Source organism: Ramlibacter sp. JJN2-2R (genome assembly GCF_057747835.1).
In genome coordinates this window covers 1,533,839-1,557,451 of sequence record NZ_CM173226.1, presented here as the reverse complement: position 1 = coordinate 1,557,451, position 23,613 = coordinate 1,533,839, and the positions used below count along the sequence as shown (strand labels likewise).

The 23,613-nt window shown below is 70.3% G+C and carries 24 protein-coding genes; 12 read left to right on the top strand and 12 right to left on the bottom strand.

Going from position 1 to position 23,613, the window contains the following annotated elements:
* Positions 1-52: 52 nt before the first annotated feature.
* On the top strand, positions 53-445 hold the full coding sequence (locus AC3ANR_RS07665) for a response regulator (protein WP_488291290.1): 393 nt from the start codon (positions 53-55) through the stop codon (positions 443-445).
* Positions 446-540: 95 nt separating this feature from the next.
* Positions 541-981, top strand: coding sequence for a response regulator (locus AC3ANR_RS07660; protein WP_488291289.1), 441 nt, complete (start codon positions 541-543; stop codon positions 979-981).
* Here AC3ANR_RS07660 and AC3ANR_RS07655 read toward each other — a convergent pair.
* From AC3ANR_RS07655 to AC3ANR_RS07635, 5 genes are all read right to left on the bottom strand, one after another.
* Positions 978-2,003 carry an SDR family oxidoreductase gene (locus AC3ANR_RS07655; protein WP_488291288.1) on the bottom strand — a complete coding sequence of 342 codons (1,026 nt, stop codon included), beginning with the start codon at positions 2,001-2,003 and terminating at the stop codon, positions 978-980. The two genes, AC3ANR_RS07660 and AC3ANR_RS07655, sit on opposite strands and share 4 nt — an antisense overlap.
* Before the next feature lie 101 nt (positions 2,004-2,104).
* Positions 2,105-4,222 (bottom strand): hybrid sensor histidine kinase/response regulator, encoded by a 2,118-nt coding sequence (locus tag AC3ANR_RS07650; protein ID WP_488291287.1) that lies wholly within the window; start codon positions 4,220-4,222, stop codon positions 2,105-2,107.
* Positions 4,223-4,408: 186 nt separating this feature from the next.
* Entirely contained in the window at positions 4,409-5,587 is a 1,179-nt protein-coding gene (locus tag AC3ANR_RS07645; protein ID WP_488291286.1) for an MFS transporter, read from the bottom strand.
* A gap of 7 nt (positions 5,588-5,594) precedes the next feature.
* A complete protein-coding gene (gene aroC, locus AC3ANR_RS07640) occupies positions 5,595-6,692 on the bottom strand; it encodes a chorismate synthase (protein ID WP_488291285.1) in 1,098 nt (365 codons plus the stop codon).
* Positions 6,693-6,713: 21 nt separating this feature from the next.
* On the bottom strand, positions 6,714-7,178 hold the full coding sequence (locus AC3ANR_RS07635) for a CBS domain-containing protein (RefSeq protein WP_488291284.1): 465 nt from the start codon (positions 7,176-7,178) through the stop codon (positions 6,714-6,716).
* A 105-nt stretch (positions 7,179-7,283) separates the two neighbouring features.
* On the opposite strand from AC3ANR_RS07635, the gene AC3ANR_RS07630 reads away from it, so the two are divergent.
* Genes AC3ANR_RS07630 through AC3ANR_RS07615 form a run of 4 tightly spaced genes read left to right on the top strand, consistent with a single transcriptional unit; the run spans position 7,284 to position 11,042 of the window.
* Complete coding sequence (locus tag AC3ANR_RS07630) at positions 7,284-8,582, top strand: O-acetylhomoserine aminocarboxypropyltransferase (protein ID WP_488291283.1); 1,299 nt, start codon at positions 7,284-7,286, stop codon at positions 8,580-8,582.
* A gap of 1 nt (position 8,583) precedes the next feature.
* Positions 8,584-9,390 (top strand): alpha/beta fold hydrolase, encoded by an 807-nt coding sequence (locus AC3ANR_RS07625; RefSeq protein WP_488291282.1) that lies wholly within the window; start codon positions 8,584-8,586, stop codon positions 9,388-9,390.
* Positions 9,391-9,404: 14 nt separating this feature from the next.
* Positions 9,405-10,682, top strand: a complete 1,278-nt coding sequence (locus tag AC3ANR_RS07620) for a cytochrome P450 (RefSeq protein ID WP_488291281.1) — start codon at positions 9,405-9,407, stop codon at positions 10,680-10,682.
* Between the two features lie 30 nt (positions 10,683-10,712).
* Entirely contained in the window at positions 10,713-11,042 is a 330-nt protein-coding gene (locus AC3ANR_RS07615; RefSeq protein WP_488291280.1) for an Mpo1-like protein, read from the top strand.
* On the opposite strand, the gene AC3ANR_RS07610 is transcribed toward AC3ANR_RS07615, so the two are convergent.
* On the bottom strand, positions 11,039-12,241 hold the full coding sequence (locus AC3ANR_RS07610; protein WP_488291279.1) for a YihY family inner membrane protein: 1,203 nt from the start codon (positions 12,239-12,241) through the stop codon (positions 11,039-11,041). The two genes, AC3ANR_RS07615 and AC3ANR_RS07610, sit on opposite strands and share 4 nt — an antisense overlap.
* Before the next feature lie 23 nt (positions 12,242-12,264).
* Between AC3ANR_RS07610 and AC3ANR_RS07605 the strand changes: the two genes are divergently transcribed.
* The 6 genes from AC3ANR_RS07605 to xth all read left to right on the top strand — a co-directional run bounded on the left by AC3ANR_RS07605 (position 12,265) and on the right by xth (position 16,879).
* On the top strand, positions 12,265-12,654 hold the full coding sequence (locus AC3ANR_RS07605; RefSeq protein WP_488291278.1) for a DUF2069 domain-containing protein: 390 nt from the start codon (positions 12,265-12,267) through the stop codon (positions 12,652-12,654).
* Positions 12,651-14,066, top strand: a complete 1,416-nt coding sequence (locus AC3ANR_RS07600; RefSeq protein WP_488291277.1) for an FAD-binding oxidoreductase — start codon at positions 12,651-12,653, stop codon at positions 14,064-14,066. The genes AC3ANR_RS07605 and AC3ANR_RS07600 overlap by 4 nt, the downstream gene beginning before the upstream one ends.
* Positions 14,067-14,165: 99 nt before the next feature.
* The gene (locus AC3ANR_RS07595) at positions 14,166-14,981 is read left to right on the top strand and encodes a thymidylate synthase (protein ID WP_488291276.1); all 816 of its coding nucleotides are present in this window, start codon (positions 14,166-14,168) and stop codon (positions 14,979-14,981) included.
* Positions 14,982-14,986: 5 nt separating this feature from the next.
* Complete coding sequence (locus AC3ANR_RS07590) at positions 14,987-15,469, top strand: dihydrofolate reductase (RefSeq protein ID WP_488291275.1); 483 nt, start codon at positions 14,987-14,989, stop codon at positions 15,467-15,469.
* A 26-nt stretch (positions 15,470-15,495) separates the two neighbouring features.
* Complete coding sequence (locus AC3ANR_RS07585) at positions 15,496-16,095, top strand: DUF4337 domain-containing protein (RefSeq protein ID WP_488291274.1); 600 nt, start codon at positions 15,496-15,498, stop codon at positions 16,093-16,095.
* Positions 16,096-16,102: 7 nt separating this feature from the next.
* Positions 16,103-16,879, top strand: a complete 777-nt coding sequence (gene xth / locus AC3ANR_RS07580; protein ID WP_488291273.1) for an exodeoxyribonuclease III — start codon at positions 16,103-16,105, stop codon at positions 16,877-16,879.
* A 97-nt stretch (positions 16,880-16,976) separates the two neighbouring features.
* On the opposite strand, the gene ntrC is transcribed toward xth, so the two are convergent.
* The 6 genes from ntrC to AC3ANR_RS07550 all read right to left on the bottom strand — a co-directional run bounded on the left by ntrC (position 16,977) and on the right by AC3ANR_RS07550 (position 23,595).
* Complete coding sequence (gene ntrC, locus AC3ANR_RS07575) at positions 16,977-18,470, bottom strand: nitrogen regulation protein NR(I) (RefSeq protein ID WP_488291272.1); 1,494 nt, start codon at positions 18,468-18,470, stop codon at positions 16,977-16,979.
* A 37-nt stretch (positions 18,471-18,507) separates the two neighbouring features.
* Positions 18,508-19,596 (bottom strand): nitrogen regulation protein NR(II), encoded by a 1,089-nt coding sequence (gene glnL / locus AC3ANR_RS07570; RefSeq protein ID WP_488291271.1) that lies wholly within the window; start codon positions 19,594-19,596, stop codon positions 18,508-18,510.
* A 4-nt stretch (positions 19,597-19,600) separates the two neighbouring features.
* Positions 19,601-20,110 (bottom strand): hypothetical protein, encoded by a 510-nt coding sequence (locus AC3ANR_RS07565; protein ID WP_488291270.1) that lies wholly within the window; start codon positions 20,108-20,110, stop codon positions 19,601-19,603.
* Positions 20,111-20,313: 203 nt separating this feature from the next.
* On the bottom strand, positions 20,314-21,732 hold the full coding sequence (gene glnA, locus AC3ANR_RS07560) for a type I glutamate--ammonia ligase (protein WP_488291269.1): 1,419 nt from the start codon (positions 21,730-21,732) through the stop codon (positions 20,314-20,316).
* A gap of 194 nt (positions 21,733-21,926) precedes the next feature.
* A complete protein-coding gene (locus AC3ANR_RS07555) occupies positions 21,927-22,748 on the bottom strand; it encodes a competence/damage-inducible protein A (RefSeq protein WP_488291268.1) in 822 nt (273 codons plus the stop codon).
* On the bottom strand, positions 22,732-23,595 hold the full coding sequence (locus tag AC3ANR_RS07550; RefSeq protein WP_488291267.1) for an EI24 domain-containing protein: 864 nt from the start codon (positions 23,593-23,595) through the stop codon (positions 22,732-22,734). The genes AC3ANR_RS07555 and AC3ANR_RS07550 overlap by 17 nt, the downstream gene beginning before the upstream one ends.
* Between the last annotated feature and the right edge of the window lie 18 nt (positions 23,596-23,613).

Genomic DNA, 23,613 nt, shown 5'->3' with positions numbered 1-23,613 from the left:
GGCGGCACCTGTCGTGCCATCATCGCCGGGCAGCCCGAGGATCCGTGTGGCCGTGAACGCTTTCATCGTCGAGGACAGCATCGCCATCCGCGACAGCCTGGTCGAGGCGCTGGCCGAGCTGGCGGGCATCCGCACCGTCGGCCAGGCCGCCACGGCCCGCGACGCCGCCGCCTGGCTGCAGGACCCCGCCAACGACTGGCAGCTCGCGGTGGTGGACCTGCTGCTCGAGGGGGAAGGCAGCGGGCTGGACGTGCTCCGGGCGGTGCAGGGGCGCGACCCGTCGCGCAAGGTCGTCGTGCTCACCGCCACCGCCAGCCACCTGGTGCGCGACCAGTGCCAGGCGCTCGGCAGCGACGAGGTGTTCGACAAGTCGATCGAGACCGATGCGCTGCTGGACTGGTGCATCCGGCTGGCCTCGGGCCGGCCCGCGCTACCGCAAGACTGACGTCAGGCAGGCCCAGCGATAATGCCTGGATCCCGGCGCAGACCGGGGAGCGATCCAGGGTGAGTCCGGCCGGCAGGCCGATGCAGCGCTTGACGATGAAGCCCCCCGACATCCTGGTCGTGGACGACAACCCCGACCACCTCGAACTGATCTCGCTCGCGCTCGAGGAATGCTGCGAGCGCGAGCGCGTGAGCACGGCCGCCGACGGCATCGAGGCGCTCGACTACCTGTTCGCGCGCGGCCCGCACGCCGGCCGCGACATCCGCGTGCAGCCGCGCCTGGTCATCCTCGACCTGAAGTTGGTCCGCCTGGGCGGGCTGGAGGTGCTGCGTGCGCTGCGTGCCGACCCGCGCACGCGGGAGCTTCCGGTCGTCATCCACTCCTCCTCGCTCGAGGAGAAGGACGTGACCGACTGCCTGGCCAGCGGCGCCAGCGACTACGTGCGCAAGGCCACCGACTACGACGAGTTGCGCGCCGCGATGCGGCGGCTGCATGCTCGCTGGGTGGCAACCGGCACGCCGGGCTCGCCCGCCTAGGTGGCGCCCACCGAGCCCGTCACCGGCAGCACGATGCCCGTGATGTAGCTGGCGCAGGCCGGCGAGGCCAGGAACACGTAGGCGGGCGACAGTTCCTCCGGCTGGGCCGGCCGCTTGAAGTCGCTGGACTTGCCGAACTGCGCCACCTTCCCGGCGGCCTGGTCGGCCGGGTTCAGCGGCGTCCACACCGGCCCCGGCGCCACGGCGTTGACGCGGATGCCCCTGTCCAGCACGCTCGAGGCGAGCGACATGGTGAATGCATGGATCGCGCCCTTGGTGGCCGAGTAGTCCAGCAGGTGCCCGCTGCCGCGCAGGCCCACCACCGAGCCCGTGTTGATGATCGAGGCGCCGGGCTTGAGGTGCGGCAGCGCGGCGCGCGCCATGTAGAAGTAGCCGAAGATGTTGGTCTTCATCGTCTCCTCGAGGCGCTCGTCCGTGATGTCCTCCAGCGAGTCGGCGTGCTCCTGGAAGGCCGCGTTGTTCACCAGCACCTCCAGGTGCCCGAACTCGCGCACGGTGCGCTCGACGGCCTGCCTGCAGAACGCGGAGTCCTTCACGTCGCCCGGGATCAGCAGGCAGCGCCGCCCCTCCTTCTCGACCCAGCGCCGGGTCTCCTGCGCATCCTCGTGCGCGCTCAGGTAGACGATCGCGACGTCGGCGCCTTCGCGCGCGTACAGCACCGCCACCGCGCGGCCGATGCCCGAATCGCCGCCGGTGATCAGCGCGGCCATGCCCTCGAGCTTGCCGCTGCCGCGGTAGTCGGGCGCCTCGAAGCGCGGCCGCAGTGCCATCCCGGCTTCGATGCCGGGCTTGGCGATGTGCTGCGCGGGCAGGTCCTCGGGCTGGGGGCGGCCCGTGCGGGGGGATTTCCGCGCCTCGCCGCCGTCGCCGCCTCCATCCCTGGCCTTGGCCGCGTCCTTGCGGTCCTGCTCGCGCTGGATCTCGCGCTGTTTTTCGGCGGTTGCGTCGGCCGTCTCAGCCGCGCCGCGGCTGGCGCCCTTGGCGCCCGGTCTGTCGTTCATGCAGCCTCCTTGCGGACAAAGGCCCATGATCGCCACGGCAACGGCCCATCGCTGTCGCCGCGGGCGGGACGCCGGTGTCGGAGCGGACCGACAGCCCGGGCTCAGCGCGAGCCGAGCTCCTGCAGGCGCGCCGGGTCGACCGGCTTGGTCCAGTGGTGGTCGAAGCCCGCCTCGACGGCGGCGTCCTTGTCCTGCTGCTGCGCCCAGCCGGTGAGCGCGATCAGGATCGGCTGGCGCACGCCTTCCAGGCGGCGGATCCGGCGGGCCACCTCGTAGCCGTTGAAGTCGGGCAGGCCGATGTCCAGCAGCACCACGTCGGGCCGGAACTCCGACGTCATGCGCACCGCGGTGGCGCCGTCGTTGGCCACGGCGACCGCATTGCCCGACATCTCGAGCAGCTCGGCCACCGTGCTGGCGGCGTCCTCGTTGTCGTCGACCACCAGGATGCGGCGCGCCGAGCCCGGCGCCGGTGGCGCCGGCCCGTCGGAGGCCTGCGCCGCGGCGGCCCCCGGGGCGCCCGCGCCCGTGCGCGGCAGGCACACGGTGAACTCGCAGCCCTTGTCGACGCCGTCGCTGTGCGCGTAGACACGCCCGCCGTGCAGGCGGACCAGCCCCTGCACCAGCGACAGGCCGATGCCCAGGCCGCCCTGGCGCCGCTCGTTGGGCTGCTGGATCTGGGTGAACAGCCCGAACACCTTCTGCAGCATCTCGGGCGCGATGCCGGTGCCGTTGTCGCGGATGCGCACGACCAGCTCGTCGCCGGCGGCCTCGACCACCACGTCGATGCGGCCGCCGCGGCGGGTGTACTTGGCCGCGTTGTTCAGCAGGTTGGAGAACACCTGCGCCAGCCGCGCCGGGTCCGCCACCAGGTGGGTCGGCCCGTCGGGGAACGAGATCGAGAGCTTGTGGTGCGCGGCCTCGATGTGCGGCCGGCTGATCTCCACCGCGGCGCCGATCACGTGCACGAGGTTGGTCGGCTCCTTCTGCAGCTCGATCTTGCCGGCGGCGATGCGCGAGACGTCCAGCAGGTCGTCCACCAGGCGGGCGAGCTGGCCGACCTGGCGTTCCATGATGCCGCTCACCTGCTCGATGCGCTGCACGTCGCCCCGGGCGCGCTTGACCAGCGTCAGGCCGTTCCAGATCGGCGCGAGCGGATTGCGCAGCTCGTGCGCCAGTGTGGCCAGGAACACGTCCTTGGCCCGGTCGGCGTCCTTCAGGGCCAGCAGGAGCTGCGCGTTGTCGATCGCCACCGCCGCGCAGTGCGCCAGCTTCTCGGCGAGCGCCAGGTCGTCGGCATCGTAGAGCCGCCGCGACTCGCCGTTGATGAACGTCAGCACGCCGATCGCCTGTCCACGCACGATCAGCGGCGCGCCGATGTACGAGCGCAGGCCCAGGTCCTGCAGCAGCCCGAGCAGCTGCCTGTCGGTGGCCTCGGCCTCGAGCATGTGGGGGGTGATGTCGGCGACCAGCACGCCGCGGCCGCTGCGCAGGACCTGCCAGGTGCCGCTGGGGCTGCCGGGATCGGGGGGAAAGCGGCGGTGCAGCTCGTGCACCAGCGGCAGCTTGTCCGGGTCGATGTGCGCGGCCGCCACCCGCCGCAGCGAGCCGTCGGGCTGCAGCAGGTCGATGGCGCACCAGTCCGCGAAATCGGGCACGGCCAGCCGCGCGATCCGGTCGATCGTCGTCTGGTAGTCCGCCACGCCCGACAGCTCCTCCTGGGCATGGGCGAGGAACTTCAGGCCGTCCTCGGTGTGCTTGCGCCGCGTGACGTCCAGGCACACGCCGCCGATCGACAGCGGCCGGCCGTCGGTGCCGCGCCGCACCCGGCCGCGGGCCTCGATCCAGCGCACGCGGCCGTCGGGCCAGACGACGCGGTACTCGACGCGGTGCCAGCCGGTTCCGTCCACGGATTGCTCGATCGCGCGCTTGATGCGCTCGCGGTCGCCGGGATGGACCACCTCGAAAAAGGCATCGCCGTGCAGCGCGGGCGAGCCGGCCGGCAGCCCGTGCAGCCGCTCCATGCCGGGCCACCACGTGCTGCGCTCGTTGAGCAGGTCGATCTCCCAGATGCCCATGCCGCCGGCGTCCAGGGCCAGCTGCAGCCGCTCCTCGCTCTGCTGGAGCGTCTCCTCCAGGTCGAGGATGGCCGTCTGCGGATCGGACGGCGCAACGCCGCCCTGGAGGGGGCGGGTCGGCGGCGGTTCGATCCTGCTGAGCATGATGCGATGCGGTCCTGGAAGGTGCCGAGCCAGAGTAGCGGCAATCGCCCGGCCACCGCATCCTCACGGCGCAGCGGCGGTGCACGGCATTGCCATCGGAGTCTCACCCCAGGTGAGCTGCATGCCGCGACAGTACTCACGTCCCCGCTATCGAAACATGAGCCACGCCGAGGCGTAACAGATGCATCAGGTTGCTGGCGCCATGCGTTCCAGCTGATCCGTCCGGCGAGCACATGCCGTCGCCAGCACCGCCAGCAGGGCCGCCACGCCGTACAGCGCTTCGAAGCCCCAGCGGGAAGCGAGCGCGCCCCCGGCCACCACGCCGAGCACGCCGCCGAGTCCGTAGCCCACCACGGTGAACAGGGCCTGGCCGCGACCGCGCAGCCGGCCGGGGAAGTGGCGCGAGATCATCGCGATGCAGGTCGTGTGGTGGGTGGCGAAGGTCAGCGCGTGCAGCACCTGGGCCGCATAGAGCGCGGGCAGCCAGCCGCCGCCCGCCCCTGTCAAGCCCATGCGCACGACCGTGGCCGCGCCGCAGACGACGAGCCAGCGGGTCATGCGCAGGCGGCCGAGCCAGCGCCCCTGCGAGAAGAACCAGGCGATCTCGACCAGCACCGACACGGCCCACAGCGCGCCGATGGTCGCCTTGCTGTGGCCCCGCGCGTCAAGGTAGAGGGAGAAGAAGCCATAGATGGCGAAGTGCGCCATCACGTGGAAGAACAGCGAGGCGAAGAACCAGCGCACGGCCGGCTGCCGCAGCACGGGCCCGACGGGCGCGCCGCGGTCGTGCGACTGCACGGGCTTCTCGCGTGTGTCGGGCAGCCAGAGCGTGCAGACGAGCACCGCGGCGAGGGTCAGCAGCGTCCAGCCGGGGAAGTGCCCCATGCCGAAGTGCTCGAACCAGGCGCCCGCGCAGAACACCGTGAGCATGAAGCCCGCCGAGCCCCACAGGCGCACCCGCCCGTAGCGGCCCCAGTCGCCGGCCACCAGGTGCGCCATCGCCGCCTCGGTCAGCGACATCATCGAGCTGGTGTGCGTGAACATGAGCAGCAGCACCAGGGCCACCCACCACGCCCCGCCCTGCCACCACAGGCCCAGCGAGCAGACCAGCGCGATGGCGGCCGACCAGCGCAACAGCCGCACGCGCTCGCCGGTGTGGTCGGACAGGGCGCCCCAGGCGTAGGGCGCGAAGACGCGGGTGAACGACTGCACCGAGGTCAGCAGGCTGATCACCACGATGGGCAGCCCCAGGTGCTTGAGCCACAGCGGCAGGTACGGGTTGAAGAACCCGATGTGGGCGAAATAGGTCGCCGACAGCGCGGCGAACGGCGCGAGCTGGCGCCGCGGCGCCGGGGCGGCGGTCATCGCCGCCTCAGAGGTACGACGCCGCGATGGGTGGCAGCGGCGGCTGCACGTCCGCGTTCTGCGCCCGGTGGCGCAGGACATGGTCCATCACCACCAGGGCCAGCATGGCCTCGGCGATGGGGGTGGCGCGGATGCCGACGCAGGGATCGTGGCGCCCCTTGGTCACCACCTGGGTGGGCCGGCCATGGACGTCGATCGAGTCGCGCGGGCTGATGATCGAGCTGGTGGGCTTGATGGCGATGGAGACGTCCAGGTCCTGGCCGGTGCTGATGCCGCCCAGCACCCCGCCCGCGTTGTTGCTGGCGAAGCCCTGCGGCGTGAGCGAGTCGCCGTGGGTCGTGCCGCGCTGCGTGACGCTGGCGAAGCCGGCGCCGATCTCCACGCCCTTGACCGCGTTGATGCCCATCATCGCCCAGGCAATGTCGGCGTCGAGCTTGTCGAACAGCGGCTCGCCCAGCCCGGCCGGCATGTTGCTGGCCGTCACGCGGATGCGCGCGCCGCACGAGTCACCGGCCTTGCGCAGGCCGTCCATGTACGCCTCCAGGCGGCTGACGTCGGCCACCGGGGCGAAGAACGGGTTGTTCGGCACGTGATCCCAGGACTCGAAGCCGACCTCGATGTCGCCCACCTGCTGCATGCAGCCGCGGAACACGATGCCGTGCTTGCGGCCCAGCCATTTCCTGGCCACCGCGCCGGCGGCCACCATGGGCGCCGTCAGCCGCGCGGACGAGCGCCCGCCGCCGCGCGGATCGCGCAAGCCGTACTTCTGCAGGTAGGCGTAATCGGCGTGGCCGGGTCGGAAGGTCTGCGCGATGTCGCCGTAATCCTTGCTGCGCTGGTCGGTGTTGCGGATCAGCAGGCAGATCGGCGTGCCGGTGGTGCGGCCTTCGTGCACGCCCGACAGGATCTCGACCTTGTCCTCTTCCTGCCGCTGGGTGACGTGCCGGCTGGTGCCCGGGCGGCGCCGGTCGAGGTCGGGCTGGATGTCGGCCTCCGACAGCTCCAGGCCCGGCGGGCAGCCGTCGATGACGCACCCGATGGCCGGCCCGTGCGACTCACCGAAGTTGGTGACCGCGAACAGGGTGCCGAAGGTGTTGCCGCTCATGGCGGCGATTATCCCCGAGCGTCAGAGCTGGGCCGAGGGCTGCGAATCCTCGGCCGCCGGCCAGTCGCGGATGTACGCCTTGAGCATCCGGTTCTCGAAGTTCTGGCTGTCGACGACCGCCTTGGCCACGTCGTAGAAGCTGATCACCCCCATCAGCATGCGGCGGTCCATCACCGGCATGTAGCGCGCGTGGCGCTCGAGCATCATGCGGCGCACCTCGTCCAGTTCCGTCTCGGAGGTGCAGGTCAGGGGGTGGTCGTCCATCGCCGTGCGCACCAGGCGCTCGCCCACGACGCCGTTGTTCTTGACGATGCACTGGATCACTTCGCGGAACGTGAGCATGCCCACCAGGTCGCCGTGCTCCATGACCACCAGCGAGCCGATGTCCTTGTCGGCCATCGTCTCGATGGCGCGGGAAAGCGGTTCGTCGGGGGCCACGGTGTAGAGGGTGTTGCCCTTGACGCGCAGGATGTCGCTGACCTTCATGGCTGTCTCCTCATGGCGTTGGCGTTGCGGCGGCGCGGGCCGCGTCTGCAATATAGCCCACAATCCCCCGGAACCGCACCTCGAGAGGGACCCGAAGGAGACAACATGCCCGGCTATTCCGACCCCGGCTTCGACACCCTGGCGCTGCACGCCGGCGCCGCGCCCGACCCCGCGACCGGCGCCCGCGCGGTCCCGATCCACCTCACCACCTCGTTCGTGTTCGAGTCCAGCGAGCATGCGGCGTCGCTGTTCAACCTCGAGCGTTCGGGGCACGTGTACTCGCGCATCAGCAACCCCACCAACGCGGTGCTCGAACAGCGGGTGGCGGCGCTGGAAGGCGGCATCGGCGCCATCGCCACCGCCAGCGGCCAGGCCGCGCTGCACCTGGCGATCGCCACCCTGATGGGCTCGGGCTCGCACATCGTGGCCAGCACGGCGCTGTACGGCGGCTCGCAGAACCTGCTGCACTACACGCTGCGGCGCTTCGGCATCGACACCACGTTCGTCAAGCCGGGCGACATCGACGGCTGGCGGGCCGCGATCCGGCCGAACACCAAGCTGCTGTTCGGCGAAACGGTGGGCAATCCCGGGCTGGACGTGCTGGACATCCCGGTCGTGGCGTCGATCGCGCACGAGGCCGGCGTGCCGCTGCTGGTCGACTCCACCCTCACCTCCCCCTGGCTGATGCAGCCGCTGTCGCTGGGCGCCGACCTGGTCTACCACTCGGCGACCAAGTTCCTCTCCGGGCACGGCACGGTGATCGGCGGCATCGTGGTCGACGGCGGCAGCTTCGACTGGGAGCGTTCGGGCCGCTTCGCCGAGCTCAGCGCGCCGTACGACGGCTTCCACAACATGGTGTTCACGGAGGAGTCGACCGTCGGCGCCTTCCTGCTGCGCGCGCGCCGCGAGGGCCTGCGCGACTTCGGCGCCAGCATGAGCCCGCACACCGCATGGCTCATCCTGCAGGGCATCGAGACGCTGCCGCTGCGCATGGAGCGGCACATGCGCAACACCGAGAAGGTGGTGCAGTTCCTGGCCGGGCATGCGTTCGTCGATCGGGTCGGCCATCCCATGCTGCCCTCGCACCCGAGCCATGCGCTGGCGCAGAAGCTGCTGCCGCGCGGGGCCGGCTCGGTGTTCAGCTTCGACATGAAGGGCAACCGCGAGCAGGGACGCCGGTTCATCGAGGCGCTGCGCGTGTTCAGCCACCTGGCGAACGTGGGCGACTGCCGCTCGCTGGTGATCCACCCGGCCAGCACCACGCACTTCCGGATGACGGACGACGCGCTGGCCGGCGCCGGCATCACGCAGGGCACGATCCGGCTGTCCATCGGCCTGGAGGACCCGGACGACCTGATCGACGACCTCAAGCGCGCGCTGCGGGCGGCGGAAAAGGCGGCCTGACATGGACATCACCGTCAACGGGCAACGCACCTACTGCTACACGGGCGGCAAGCCGTTCGATCCGGCCAGGCCGACCGTGGTGTTCATCCACGGCGTGCTCAACGACCACAGCGTCTGGATCCTGCAGACCCGGTATTTCGCGCACCACGGCTGGAACGTGCTCGCCCTGGACCTGCCGGGCCACTGCAAGAGCGCCGGCGAGCCGCCCGCCTCGGTCGAGGACGCGGCGCAGTTCGTGCTGGCGCTGCTGGACGCCGCGCACGTCGAGCGCGCCGTGCTGGTGGGCCACAGCTTCGGCGCGCTGGTGGCGCTGGAGGCCGCCTCGCGCGCGCCGGATCGCGTCAGCCGGCTGGTGCTGGCGGGCGTGGCCTTCCCCATGAAGGTGTCGGCCGCGCTGCTGGAAAGCTCGCAGCACGATCCCATGAAGGCCATCGACATGGTCAACGTGTTCTCGCACTCGATGCTGGCGCCGCCGCCCTCCGCGCTCGGCCCCGGCACCTGGCTGTACGGCGGCTCCCGCGCCCTGATGCGCCGCGTGCTCGCGAGCAACACGAAGGTCAACGTGTTCCACCGCGGCTTCGTCGCCTGCGACAGCTATGCCGGCGGCGAGGCGGCCATGGAGCGCGTGCGCTGCCCGGTGCTGTTCGTGCTGGGACGCCAGGACGCGATGACGCCGCCGCGGGCGGCGCAGTCGCTCCAGGCCCGGGCGCGCGACGGCCGCACCGCCGTGGTCGAGGGCGGCCACCAGATGATGACCGAGGCGCCCGACGCCGTGCTGGCGGCGCTGAAGGACTTCGTGCGGCCATGAGCGGCGCCGGCCCCATGACGACGCGCATCACGCCGGCCATGTCGCCCGGCCGCGCGCAGGAGATCGCGGCGTCGTTCGACCTGCGCGCGCTGCCCGCGGACTTCTACGCCAACCCGTTCCCGGTCTACGCGGCCCTGCGCGAGCGCGAACCGGTGCGCCGCATGCCCGACGGTTCGTGGTTCCTCACCCGCTATGCCGACCTCGTGGCCGTCTACCGCGACGCGCAGGTGTTCAGCTCCGACAAGAAGGTCGAGTTCACGCCGAAATACGGCGAGGGCTCGCCGCTGCTGGCGCACCACACCACCAGCCTGGTCTTCAACGATCCGCCGCTGCACACCCGCGTGCGCAAGCTGATCATGGGCGCCCTGACGCGGCGGGCGATCGCCGGTATGGAGCCGGGCCTGGTGGCCCTGGTCGACCGGCTGCTCGACGGCATCGCCGCGCGCGGCGGCGGCGACCTGGTCGACGACTTCGCCGCCGCCATCCCGGTGGAGATCATCGGCAACCTGCTGGGCGTGCCGCACGAGGAGCGCGGGCCGCTGCGCGACTGGTCGCTGGCGATCCTGGGCGCGCTCGAGCCGCGCCTGACGCCCGAGCAGGAGGCCCTGGGCAACCGCAGCGTGCGGGAGATGCTGGATTACCTGCGTGCGCTGGTGGCGCGCCGGCGCCGGGAGCCCGGCGACCCTGAGCACGATGTGCTCACGCGGCTGATCGTCGGCGAAGGCGGCGACCAGCTCAGCGAGCACGAACTGCTGCAGAACTGCATCTTCATCCTCAATGCCGGCCACGAGACCACCACCAACCTGATCGGCAACGCCCTCGTCGCGCTGCAGGAGTGGCCGGGGGAGCGGGAGAAGCTGCTCGCCGCGCTGGGCCCGCGACCGGACTGGGACGCGCTCGAGCCCGTGCTCTCGCTGGCGGTGGACGAGGTGCTGCGCTTCGAGTCGTCCAACCAGCTCGGCAATCGGCGCGCCGTGCGCGCCGTCACGGTCGGGGGCGTCGAGCTGCCCGAAGGCGCGCTGATGACGCTGTGCATCGGCGCGGCCAACCGCGACCCGGCCCAGTTCGAGCGGCCCGACGTGCTGGACCTGGGCCGCGCCAACAACCGGCACCTGGCATTCGGCTTCGGCATCCACCAGTGCGCCGGGCTCAGCCTGGCGCGGCTGGAGGGCCGCGTGGCGATCGGGCGCTTCCTCGCGCGCTTTCCCGGCTACCGGCTCACCGGCGCGCCGGTGCGCGGGGGGCGGGCGAGGTTTCGCGGCTTCCTGCACGCGCCGTTCGCGGTCGCCTAAACTGGCAGCGCCCACGCTCCGGAGAGTTCCATGGAAGCCACCACGTCGGCCGTCGATCCCCGAACGCTGCACTCGTTCGCCGAGTTCTACCCGTTCTACCTGAGCGAGCACGGCAACCGCACCTGCCGCCGGCTGCACTTCGTCGGCTCCAGCCTCGGGCTGGCCTGCCTGGGCCTGCTGCTGGCGACGGGCAACTGGTGGTGGCTGCCGGCGGGCCTGGTCGCGGGCTACGCGTTCGCCTGGATCGGCCACTTCGGCTTCGAGAAGAACAAGCCGGCCAGCTTCAAGCGCCCGCTCTACAGCTTCATGGGCGACTGGGTCATGTACAAGGACATCTGGACGGGCCGGATCCCGTTCTAGACCACGTCCTTCAGGTACAGGCCGGTCCAGCGCGCGCTGGACCACAGGCGCGCGGTCGTGTCCGTGTGCGGCAGCAGCAGGTGCCGCAGCAGCGGCTCCAGCGCGGTGGACTGCTCGTCGGCCAGCAGCACGTAGCGCGTGGCGCGGTCGTCGTCGGCTTCGTTCAGCCGTCCCACCCAGTCCAGCTGCACCAGGATCTCCAGCACGGGTTCCAGCTGCAGCGGGTCCACCTGCACGGCCGCCACCAGTTCGTCGATGCTCAGGCCGCGCCGGGCCGACGCGCGCACCGCATGCAGCTGCTGCAGCACCTCCAGCGCGAGCCGGAACTGCCAGCCATGGCCCGAGGCCACGCGGCGGCCCGCGCCCAGCAGGCTGGGTAGGTAAGCCGCCATGACGGCCCCCAGCAGCACGACCAGCCAGGCAAGGTAGATCCACACCAGCAGGATCGGCACGGTCGCGAACGCGCCGTAGACGACCGAATAGGTCGGCACGAGGCCCAGGTACCAGGCGAGGAGCCGCTTGGCCAGCTCGATGCCCAGCGCCGCGAAGACGCCACCCGCCGCGGCATGCGCCGCCCGCACCGGGGTGTTCGGCACGTACCGGTACAGGCAGGCCAGGCCCGCGGCCAGCGCCGCGAACTCGACCAGGTCGATGACGAACTTCACCGCCCCCGGGATGCCGCTCACCAGGCCGCGCGAGGCGGACAGGGCGTACGTCGTGACGGTCAGGCTGACCGCCAGCAACAGCGGCCCCAGGGTCATCACGGCCCAGTAGATCAGCACCCGCTGCGCGAGCGGCCGCGGCCGGCGCACGCGCCAGATCGCATTGAGCGTGCGGTCGATGGTGAGCACCAGCGCCAGGGCCGAGAAGAACAGCGCCGCCACGCCGGCCGTGCCCAGGCGGCTGGCCTTGCCGGCGAACTGGGTGAGGTAGCCGAGCACCTGGCGCGCGATCGAATCGGGTACCAGGCTCTGGACCAGCCAGGCCTGCAGCTGCCCCTGCAGCTTGCCGAACATGGGGAAGGCGGTGAAGACGGCCAAGGCCACCGTGACCAGCGGCACGAGGGCGATGGTCGTCGTGAACGTCAGGCTGCTCGCCGTCAGTCCGAGGTGGTCTTCGCGGAAGCGCTCGCGCAGCGTGCGGGCCGCCGGCCGCCACGGGAAGTGCGAGAACTCGGCGAGCAGCTGGGCCAGCTTCATCGGCCGCTATGATGCCATCGGCCATGGATCCTTTTTTTTCGCCCGCGCGGACCGCGCCGCCGCAGTTGCAGGCGATCCGCGCCGTCGCCGTCGGCAGCCTGCTGGCGCTGATCGTCCTGGGGCTGGCCTGGGAACTGGTGCTGGCCCCGCTGCGCCCGGGCGGCAGCTGGGTCGCGCTGAAGGTGCTGCCCCTGTGCTTTCCGCTGGCCGGCTTCCTGCGCCACCGCATGTACACCTATCGCTGGGTGAGCCTGCTCGTGTGGCTGTATTTCATCGAGGGCGTGGTGCGCGCCTGGAGCGACCGGGGGCTGTCGCGCCAGCTCGCGCTGCTGGAGATCGTGCTGTGCCTGGTGCTGTTCGCCGCCTGCGCGCTGCACGTGCGCACCCGCCTCGCCCGCAAGGAGACGCCATGAGCGACCTGATCGACACCCTGCGCGGCTGCGTCGGCGCCGCCAACGTGCTCACCGGCGGCGACCTCGCCGCCTGGGAGCAGGACTGGCGCCGCCGCGTGCGCGGCAAGGCCCTGGCCGTCGTGCGGCCCGGCAGCACCGCCGAAGTGGCGGCCGTCGTGCGCGCCTGCGTGGCCGCCGGCACGTCGATCGTGCCCCAGGGCGGCAACACGGGGCTGGTGGTCGGGGGCGTGCCCGACGCGAGCGGCACCCAGGTGGTGCTGTCGCTGCAGCGGATGACGGCCGTTCGCGGCATCGACCGCGACAACCTCACGATGACCGTCGAGGCCGGCTGCGTGCTGCAGGCGGTGCAGGAAGCCGCCGACCGCGAGGGGCTGCTCTTTCCGCTCAGCCTGGCGGCCGAGGGCAGCTGCACGATCGGCGGCAACCTCTCGACCAACGCCGGCGGCACCCAGGTGCTGCGCTACGGCAATGCGCGCGAGCTGTGCCTGGGGCTGGAGGTGGTGACCGCGCAGGGCGAGGTGTGGGACGGCCTGGCCGGGCTGCGCAAGGACAACACGGGCTACGACCTGCGCCAGCTGTTCATCGGCAGCGAGGGCACGCTGGGCATCATCACGGCCGCGACCCTGAAGCTGTTCCCGAAACCCGCCGCGACGCTGACGGCGTGGGCCGCCGTGCCGTCGATGGAGCACGCCGTGCGGCTGCTGGCCCTCGCCCAGCAGCGGCTGGCGGCCGGGCTGACCGGCTTCGAGGTGATGGGGCAGTTCGCGCTGCGGCTGGTGGCCCGCCACTTTCCGCAGCTGCGCGTGCCCTTCCTCGAGGACAGCCCGTACGCCGTGCTGCTGGAGAACTCCGACCACGAGTCGCAGGAGCATGCCCGGGCACAGTTCGAGGCGCTGCTCGAAGCCGCGCTGGAGGACGGCTGCGCCACCGACGCCGTCGTGGCCGAGAACCTGTCGCAAGCGCACCAGCTCTGGCACGTGCGCGAGAGCATTCCGCTGGCGCAGGCCGAAGAGGGCCTGAACATCAAGCACGACATCTCGGTGCCGATCTCGCGCATCCCGGCGTTCTGCGCCGAGACCGACGCCCTGCTGGCGCGCGAGATCGCCGGCGTGCGGCTGGTGAACTTCGGCCACCTGGGCGACGGCAACCTGCACTACAACGTGCAGGCGCCCGCGGGCGGCGACATGGCCGCGTTCCTGCGCGAGCAGGAGGAGCGGGTCAACACGCTGGTGTACGACCAGGTGCACAAGTTCGGCGGCTCCATCTCCGCCGAGCACGGCATCGGCGAGCTGAAGGCGGCCAAGCTGCCGCACTACAAGTCGCCGGTGGCCCTGTCGATGATGCGCGCGGTCAAGCACGCGCTGGACCCGCGGGGCCTGCTCAACCCGGGGCGGGTGCTGGCGGACCGCTAGGGCCATGGGTCACTGGTTTCCGCCTCCCCGGCGGGGCGTGATAATCCGGTCGCACCTGCACCAAGGGGCCGAGGGGCCCTGTCGCAAAATCACGCCACCATGACCGCCGCGCGCCCCGTCCGCTCCCAGTACGAAGACTTCATGCGCCATGTGTTCACGCATGGCACGCCCAAGACCGACCGCACGGGCACCGGCACGCGCAGCGTGTTCGGCTACCAGATGCGGTTCGACCTGAACGAGGGCTTCCCGCTGGTGACCACCAAGAAGGTGCACCTGAAGTCCATCATCCACGAGCTGCTGTGGTTCCTCGAAGGGTCGAGCGACAACAACAAGCTGCGCGAGCGCGGCGTCACGATCTGGGACGAGTGGGCGCGCGAGGACGGCGACCTGGGCCCGATCTATGGCGTGCAGTGGCGCAGCTGGCCGGCGCCCGATGGCAGCCACATCGACCAGATCGCCGAGGCGGTCAAGACCATCAAGACGAACCCGGATTCGCGCCGCATCATCGTCAGCGCGTGGAACGTGGCCGACATCCCGAAGATGGCGCTGGCACCCTGCCACGCCTTCTTCCAGTTCTACGTGGCGGACGGCAAGCTCTCTTGCCAGCTGTACCAGCGCAGCGCGGACATCTTCCTGGGCGTGCCGTTCAACATCGCCAGCTACGCGCTGCTCACGCACATGATGGCGCAGCAATGCGACCTCGGCGTGGGCGACTTCGTCTGGACCGGCGGCGACTGCCACATCTACAGCAACCACCACGAGCAGGTGGAACTGCAGCTGTCGCGCCAGCCCTACCCCTACCCCGTGCTGGACATCAAGCGCAAGCCCGCGTCCATCTTCGAGTACCGCTTCGAGGATTTCGAGGTGCTGGACTACCAGTGCCACGGCGCCATCAAGGCCCCGGTGGCGGTGTAGCCGCCATGCAGCTGGGCCTGATCTACGCCCGCGCGGCGAACGGCGTCATCGGCAAGGACGGCGGCTTGCCGTGGCACCTGCCGGAGGACCTGGCGCACTTCAAGCGGGTGACGCTGGGCGCGCCGGTCATCATGGGCCGCAAGACCTGGGATTCGCTGCCACCGAGGTTCCGGCCGCTGCCGGGCCGGCGCAACATCGTCGTGACGCGCCAAGCGGATTGGCGCGCCGAGGGTGCCGAGCCGGCCGGCTCGCTCCAGCAGGCCATGGCAAGCTGTGCGGGCGAGCCACGGGCATGGGTGATCGGCGGGGCCGACATCTACCGGCAGGCCGAGCCGCTGGCGCACGTGGTGGTGGTGACGGAGATCGAGCGGGACTTCGAAGGCGACGCCTTCGCCCCCACCCTGGGCCCGGCCTGGCGCGAGGTGGGCCGCGAGAGGCACGTCGCCGCCTCGGGCCTGCCCTACAGTTTCGTCACGTTCGAACGATAGAACAGCATCCGCGAAGGAGGATCACCATGTCAGGAGCCGGATTCCACGTCCACGGCCCGCACGACCACGAGCTGGAGCACGCCGCCCAGCATGCCGCCGAGGGCCACCACGGCGTCGGCGGCGGCAGCATGACCAACCAGATCGCGATGTTCACCGCGGTGATCGCCACCGTCGGCGCCATCTTCGCGTACATGGGCGGCGCCACGCAGGCCAATGCCGGCCTGTACAAGAACAACGCCGCGATCAAGAAGACCGAGGCTTCCAACCAGTGGAACTTCTACCAGGCCAAGAGCAGCAAGCAGAACCTCTCGGAGCTGGCCGTGGCGATCGTCGCCGACGACCGCAAGCCGGCCTACCAGAAGGAGGTCGAGCGCTACAAGCTGGAGAAGGCCGAGATCAAGCTCGCGGCCGACAAGCTGGAGGCCGAGGCGACCGAGTGGGACAGGAGGAGCGACGACCAGATGCACCTGCACCACCGCTGGGCGCAGGCCACCACCGCGCTGCAGGTGTCCATCGCGCTGGCGGCCATCGCGCTGCTGACGAGGAAGAAGTGGCTCGAGTGGGGCATGTTCGGCGTGGCCGGGCTCGGCGTGGCGATCGGCGCCCTGGCGATGCTGCACATCTGACACGCGGATGAAGATCACCACCTGGAACGTCAACTCGCTCACGGCGCGGCTGCAGCACGTGCTGGACTGGGTGGCGGCCAACCCCGTCGACGTGCTGTGCCTGCAGGAGCTCAAGCTCACCGACGACAAGTTCCCGCTCGACGCCATCCGCGAGGCCGGCTACCCGCACTGCGCGGTGTTCGGCCAGAAGACGTACAACGGCGTGGCCATCCTCAGCCGCACGCCGGTGCAGGACGTCGCGAAGAACATCGCGGGCTTCGAGGACGAGCACTCGCGCGTGGTCGCCGCCACCGTCGACAGCCCGCTCGGCCCGCTGCGGCTGGTGAACGGCTACTTCGTCAACGGGCAGGCGCCGGGCACCGAGAAGTTCTCGTACAAGATGAACTGGCTGGGCGGGTTGAACGCCTACCTGTGCGACGAGATGCGGCGCCACGAGCGGCTGGTGCTGCTGGGCGACTTCAACATCGCGCCGGAGGACCGCGACTCGTACGACCCCGAAGGCCTGCGCGACACCATCCACCACACGCGCGAGGAGCGCGAGCACTTCCAGAAACTGCTCGGCCTCGGCCTGTGCGACAGCTTCCGGCTGTTCGAGCAGCCGGAGAAAAGCTTCAGCTGGTGGGACTACCGGATGTTGGGCTACCAGAAGAACCGCGGCCTGCGCATCGACCACATCCTGGTGAGCGAGCCGCTGCGGCCGCACGTGAAGTCGTGCGCCATCGACCGCGTGCCGCGCAAGTGGAAGCAGCCGAGCGATCACGCGCCGGTGACGATCGAGATCTGAGCAGCCGGCGAGCCAGTCATTGCGGGCTCGACCCGCAATCCAGGCGGCACCACGCTGCAACGGCCACTGGACTCCGGCTTGCGCCGGAATGGCGGCGTCACTCCAGGCCCAGCTCCTGGATCTTGCGCGTGATGGTGTTGCGGCCGATGCCGAGCTTCTGCGCGGCCTCGATGCGGCGGCCGCGCGTGCTGGCCAGCGCGGTGAGGATCAGGCGCGATTCGAAGCGCCTGGTCAGTGCGTCCCAGACGTCGTGCCGGCCCGCCAGCAGCAATTCCATCGCCTCGGCCTCCAGGCCCGACTCCCAGCCCGGCCCGGCCTGGCCGGCTGCGGGGTGGATGGCGGAGACCGCCGTGGCCGCCGGTTCGACCGGTTGTTGCGCGCGGGGCGGCTCGATCGCGGCGGCGGTGCCCACGGGCGCGTCGCCGATGGCCGCCAGCACCTCGGGCGGCAGGTCCTTGGGTTCGATCAGCTGCGCGGGCGCCATCACGGTCAGCCAGTGGCAGATGTTCTCGAGCTGGCGCACGTTGCCGGGGAAGGCGAACGTCGTCAGCCGCGCGAGCGCCGCATCGGAGATGCGCTTGGGCTCGACGCCCAGCTGCTTGGCCGACTGCTGCAGGAAGTGGCGCGCCAGCATGGGGATGTCCTCGCGCCGCTCGCGCAGCGCCGGCAGCCGCAGCCGGATGACGTTCAGGCGGTGGAACAGGTCCTCGCGGAACGCCCCTTCCTTGACGCGCTGCTCCAGGTCCTGGTGGGTCGCGGCGATCACGCGCACGTTCGACTTGACGGCGTTGTGGCCGCCCACGCGGTAGAAGTGGCCGTCCGACAGCACGCGCAGCAGGCGCGTCTGCAGGTCGAAGGGCATGTCGCCGATCTCGTCCAGGAACAGCGTGCCGCCCTCGGCCTGCTCGAAGCGGCCCCGGCGCATGGTCTGCGCGCCGGTGAAGGCGCCGCGCTCGTGGCCGAACAGCTCGCTCTCCAGCAGGTCCTTGGGGATCGCCGCCGTGTTGATGGCGACGAAGGGGCCGTTGGCGCGAGGCGAATGCTTGTGCAGCGCGCGAGCGACCAGCTCCTTGCCGGTGCCGGACTCGCCGGTGATCATCACCGTGACGTTGCTCTGGGACAGGCGGCCGATTGCGCGGAACACGTCCTGCATCGCCGGTGCCTGGCCCAGCATCTCGGGGGTGCCGGCCAGGCGCTCCTCGGCGACTTCCTCGCGCTGGCTCTCCTCGACCGCCCGGCGGATCAACTCGATGGCCTTGGGCAGGTCGAACGGCTTGGGCAGGTACTCGAAGGCGCCGCCCTGGAACGCGGACACCGCGCTGTCGAGGTCGGAGAACGCGGTCATGATGATGACCGGCAGGCCGGGGAGCTTCTCCTTCACCTTGGACAGCAGGTCCAGGCCGCTGCCGCCCGGCATGCGGATGTCGCTCACCAGGATCTGCGGCCCCTGGTCGTCGCTGGCGCCCTCGAGCGCCTGCAGCACCTCGCGGGCATTGGTGAAGCTGCGGGTGGGCAGCTCCTCGCGCAACAGCGCCTTCTCCAGCACGAAGCGGATGGATTGGTCATCGTCAACGATCCAGATCGGCTTCATGGGCTTGCTTGTCACCTCGAGAGTTCAGACGTCGGCGTCAGGGCAATGGAATCAGGATCTTGAAATCCGTCCTCCCCGGCACGCTGTCGCACTCGATCAATCCATGATGCTGCTGAACGAAGGTCTGTGCCAGCGTCAGCCCCAACCCGGACCCGCCTTCCCTGCCCGACACCAGCGGGTAGAAGATGCGGTCCTTGATCGCGTCGGGCACGCCGGGCCCGTTGTCGATGACATGCAATTCCAGTGCCAGCCGGTAGCGCTGCTTGCCGAACGTCACCTGGCGCGCCACGCGCGTGCGGAACACGAGCTGCGCGTCGCCCGCGGCGATGCGCTCGGCCAGCGCCTGGCAGGCGTTGTGCGCGATGTTCAGCACGGCCTGGATCAGTTGCTCGCGGTCGCCGCGGAAATCCGGCAGCGAGGTGTCGTAGTCGCGCACGACCTTCAGTCCACGCGGGAACTCGGCCAGGATCAGCGACCGCACGCGCTCGCACACCTCGTGGATGTTGACGTCGCCCACCACGTGCGGGCGGCGGTGCGGCGCGAGCAGGCGGTCCACCAGCGTCTGCAGGCGGTCCGCCTCGTGGATGATGACGCGCGTGTACTCCTTCAGGTCGCGCCCCTGGATCTCCATCTCCAGCAGCTGCGCGGCCCCGCGGATGCCGCCCAGCGGGTTCTTGATCTCGTGCGCGAGGTTGCGGATCAGCTCCTTGTTGGCCTGCGCCTGGTCGATCAGGCGCTCCTCGCGCTCCTGCCGCGTCTGCTGCTCCAGCGGCAGCAGCTCGATGACGACCTCGCCCGGGCGGTCGGTCTGCGCCACCACCACGTGCACCAGCAGCGGGTCGGCGTTGTGGCGCAGCAGGCGCGCGTCGTAGCGCAGCGCCGCGAACTCGTTGCTGCCCGCGCCCTCCAGCGCCGTGCGCAGCAACTGCGGATCGGTGAAGCAGGCGGGAAAGCCGGACCCCTCGATGGTGCGCCGCGACGTGCCGAGGGCATCCTCGAGCGCGGCATTGGCGAACAGCACCGTGCCGTCCAGCGCCACCACGGCCACCAACGTGGCCAGCAGGTCGAACGCCTGGAAGCGTGCCTGCGCCGGGGAGGAAGGGAGGTCCGGGGTGGTGGGGCTCAAGCCGTCACTTGGTGGCCGTCGCCGGGCCGCCCAGGCGCGCCAGCTCGCGCTTGATGCCGGCGATGTCGTTGTCGTTGCGGGCGATGCTCGCCTTGAGCTCCTCGACCCGATCGAGGTACTTCTGGTAGTTGCGGCCCTCGGCGCCCTGCTTCTCGGGCTCGCCGTTGTTGTATTCCTTGCGCAGCTCGGCCTGGCGCGCCTCGGCCTTCTTCAGCTCGGCTTCCAGGATCAGGCGGGCCTCGGCGTCGCGGGCCTTCTGGTCGCCGGCGTCGATCCGCGGGCCGGAGGACGCGCCCGGCGCGGCCGTCGCGACGCGCACCGTGTGGCCGCCGTTGACCTTGGTGCCCTCCACCACCGTGACGTTGCCGCCCTCGACGGGCTTGCAGCCGTGCGCCTTGGCCTCCGCCTCGTTGTTGGTGTAGCTGTTCCCGCAGCGCCAGATGCGGGTCTGGGCCTGCGCCTGGGTGGCGGCCACGGCCAGGACCAGCAAGAGGGGGGTGAGGGCGTACTTCATGGGGTGGGGCTCCTTGCGTGCTCGATGCGCAGGATGGCCTGCCAGTATGGCGTAACTCTTCAAAGGAGCCAAGCAACCCCATGATTTAGAACGGAAAACCGCGATTTACCGCCACAAGTTCCGGGCCCTGCAACGAAAAAAGGACGGCCGGGGCCGTCCTTTCCATGTGTCCGGCCGGCCCGTCGGGGCGGCCGCGCCAGCCATCAGAGGCTGTAGTACATGTCGAACTCGATCGGGTGCGTGGTCATGCGGAAGCGCTGCACTTCCTGCATCTTCAGCTCGATGTAGGCGTCGATCATGCTGTCGGTGAACACGCCGCCCTTGGTCAGGAAGGCGCGGTCCTTGTCCAGGTAGTCGAGGGCCTGGTCCAGGCTGTGGCACACGGTCGGGATCTTCGCGTCCTCTTCCGGCGGCAGGTGGTACAGGTCCTTGGTGGCGGCCTCGCCCGGGTGGATCTTGTTCTCCACGCCGTCCAGGCCGGCCATCAGCATGGCGGCGAAGCCCAGGTACGGGTTCATCAGCGGGTCCGGGAAGCGGCACTCGATGCGGCGGCCCTTGGGGTTGGCCACGTAGGGAATGCGGATCGAGGCGGAGCGGTTGCGGGCCGAGTAGGCCAGCTTGACCGGGGCTTCGAAGCCGGGGACCAGGCGCTTGTAGCTGTTGGTGCCGGGGTTGGTGATCGCGTTCAGCGCGCGGGCATGCTTGATGATGCCGCCGATGTAGAACAGCGCGAACTCCGACAGCCCCGCGTACCCGTCGCCGGCGAACAGGTTCTTGCCGTCCTTCCAGACGGACTGGTGCACGTGCATGCCCGAGCCGTTGTCGCCGACCAGGGGCTTGGGCATGAAGGTGGCCGTCTTGCCGTAGGCGTTGGCCACGTTCTGGATCACGTACTTCTGCAGCTGGCTCCAGTCGGCGCGCGCCACCAGGGTGTTGAACTTGGTGCCGATCTCGTTCTGGCCGGCGCCCGCCACCTCGTGGTGGAACACCTCGACCGGGATGCCCAGCGACTCGAGGATCAGCGACATCTCGGCGCGCATGTCCTGCGTGCTGTCGACCGGGGGCACGGGGAAGTAGCCGCCCTTGACGGTCGGGCGGTGGCCCTTGTTGCCGCCCTCGAGCTTCTTGCCCGTGTTCCACGGCGCCTCGTACTCGTCGATCTCGACGAACGAGCCGGACATGTCGGAGCCCCAGCGGACGTCGTCGAAGATGAAGAACTCGGGCTCGGGACCGAAGAAGGCGGTGTCGCCCAGGCCGGAAGCCTTCAGGTACGCCTCGGCGCGCTTGGCGATCGAGCGCGGGTCGCGGTCGTAGGCCTTGCCGTCGCCCGGCTCCAGCACGTCGCACGACAGGATCAGCGTGGTCTCTTCGAAGAACGGGTCCACGTTGGCCGTGGCCGGGTCCGGCATCAGCAGCATGTCGGACGCCTCGATGCCCTTCCAGCCGGCGATGGACGAACCGTCGAACGCGTGGCCCGAGCTGAACTTGTCCTCGTCGAAGTGGGAAATCGGCACGGTCACGTGCTGTTCCTTGCCGCGGGTGTCGGTGAAGCGGAAGTCGACGAACTTGACTTCGTTGTCCTTCACCATCTTCATCACGTCAGCGACGGTCTTGGCTGCCATCAGGTTTTCTCCGTTGGATGGTTGGGGTTGAGAGCTTGTGCGCGAAGAGGATGCAGGTTCCATGCCAAAGCTGGTGCATGGCGGGACCCGCGAAGCCGCACGATTGTGAGCGATGCGGGGCCGGATTCCGGACGGAACGCTTGCAGGCGCGGATGAGTCGCGCACCGCCGAGGTGCACGCCTCCCGATGCACCGCTATTGTGCGCCCTGGGAACGCACCAGTTCGGGGCCGAGCCGGGCCCCGAGCGCCTGCAGGCCCTGGACGAGGTGGCGGTAGGCCGGCTCGACCGCGTCCGGATCGCCCTTGACGCCCAGGTCGATGTGGCGGCCGTATTCGGGATGGTCGACGCTGGGCAGGCTGAAGACCTTGACGGCCGGGTGCAGGCGCTCGACCTCCTCCATCAGCGGGGTCAGTGTCGCTTCCATCGAGCCGTAGACGATCACCGACCGCTCGACGTACGCCCCGCGCCGGAACAGGTGCGCGTAGTGCTGGTCGAGCACCCATTCCATCATCGGCCAGGCCATGACCGGGAAGCCGGGGACGAAGTGCACGTCGCCGACCGAGAAGCCGGGGATCTTGTTGTACGGGTTGGGGATGACGCGGGCGCCGGCCGGGAACACGCCCATGTTCAGCCGGTGCACGTTGTCCGGCCGGTCGGGCTCGTAGGACACGCCCTGCTCGCGCGCGACGTCCTGCATGCGCTCGCGGATCAGGTGCTCGGCCTGCGGATGCAGCTGCAGCTCCACGCCGAGCGCGCGCGCGGCGCACTGGCGGGTGTGGTCGTCCGGCGTCGCGCCGATGCCGCCGCAGGAGAACACCACGGCGCCGGAGTCGAAGGCGCGCCGCAGCGTGCCGGTGATGCGCTGCGGATCGTCCCCCACGTAGTCGGCCCAGGCCAGCTGCAGCCCGCGCGCGCCGAGCAGCTCGATCACCTTGGGCAGGTGCTTGTCGGTTCGCTTGCCGGACAGGATCTCGTCGCCGACGATGACGAGCCCGAATTCAGGACGTGTGGACATCCCGCAATGCTAAGGGGACGGCCTGCGGCGGCGCCGGCGGCGGGGGATTGGCCCGCTCGGCCCGCAGGCGCTCCAGCGCGGCCAGGCAGTAGTGGCCGAACCAGAGCGAGGAGAACGCGAACACCAGCGTGTAGATCCAGATCGCCACCGGCACGAGGATCACGAACGCGGCGGCGAACAGCGCGCCCGACGCCCAGACCACGCTCGGCGCGGCGCCCAGCAGGCCGGTGAAGATGCCGATCGCCAGCAGCGGCAGCCGGTGGCGCTTGAAGAGCACCTGCCGCTCCTCGCGGCTCGCGTGCTCGGCCAAGGCATCGAAGGCCATCACGCGGTAGGTGAGCCAGCCCCAGATCAGGGGCGGCAGCAGCAGCACCAGCGGCGGGATCAGCCACAGCGGCACCGAGACGACCAATGCCACCAGCGCGAGCAGCGTGGAGCCGAGCGACCAGGCGATGCTCGCCAGCAGGGAGCCGCCGTGGCGGCGTTCCAGGTGCGGAAAGCGCCGCTCCGCCACCAGTCTCACCACGGACGGCGTGAGCAGCACGGCGACGACCAGCAGCGAGGCGAGCACGATCACCGGCGTCGCAAGCGCGATCACCGCCAGCGGCGCGATCACCGTGCGCAGGCTGCCCATGCCCAGCCCGCCCAGCCAGTCGCCCACCTGCGACAGCAGGGCCGAGGACTCGAGCCAGCGGAACACCGTGTCGACGGCGCCGTCCCAGAAGAAGTAGCCCAGGCCGAGCGCGGCCGCCACCATCACCAGCAGCGGCAGGAAGGACAGCGCGATGACGCGCGGATGCAGGCAGTAGGCGACGGCGCGCCAGAACGAATCGAGGATCAGGCCCATGGCCGCAGCCTAGCAGCA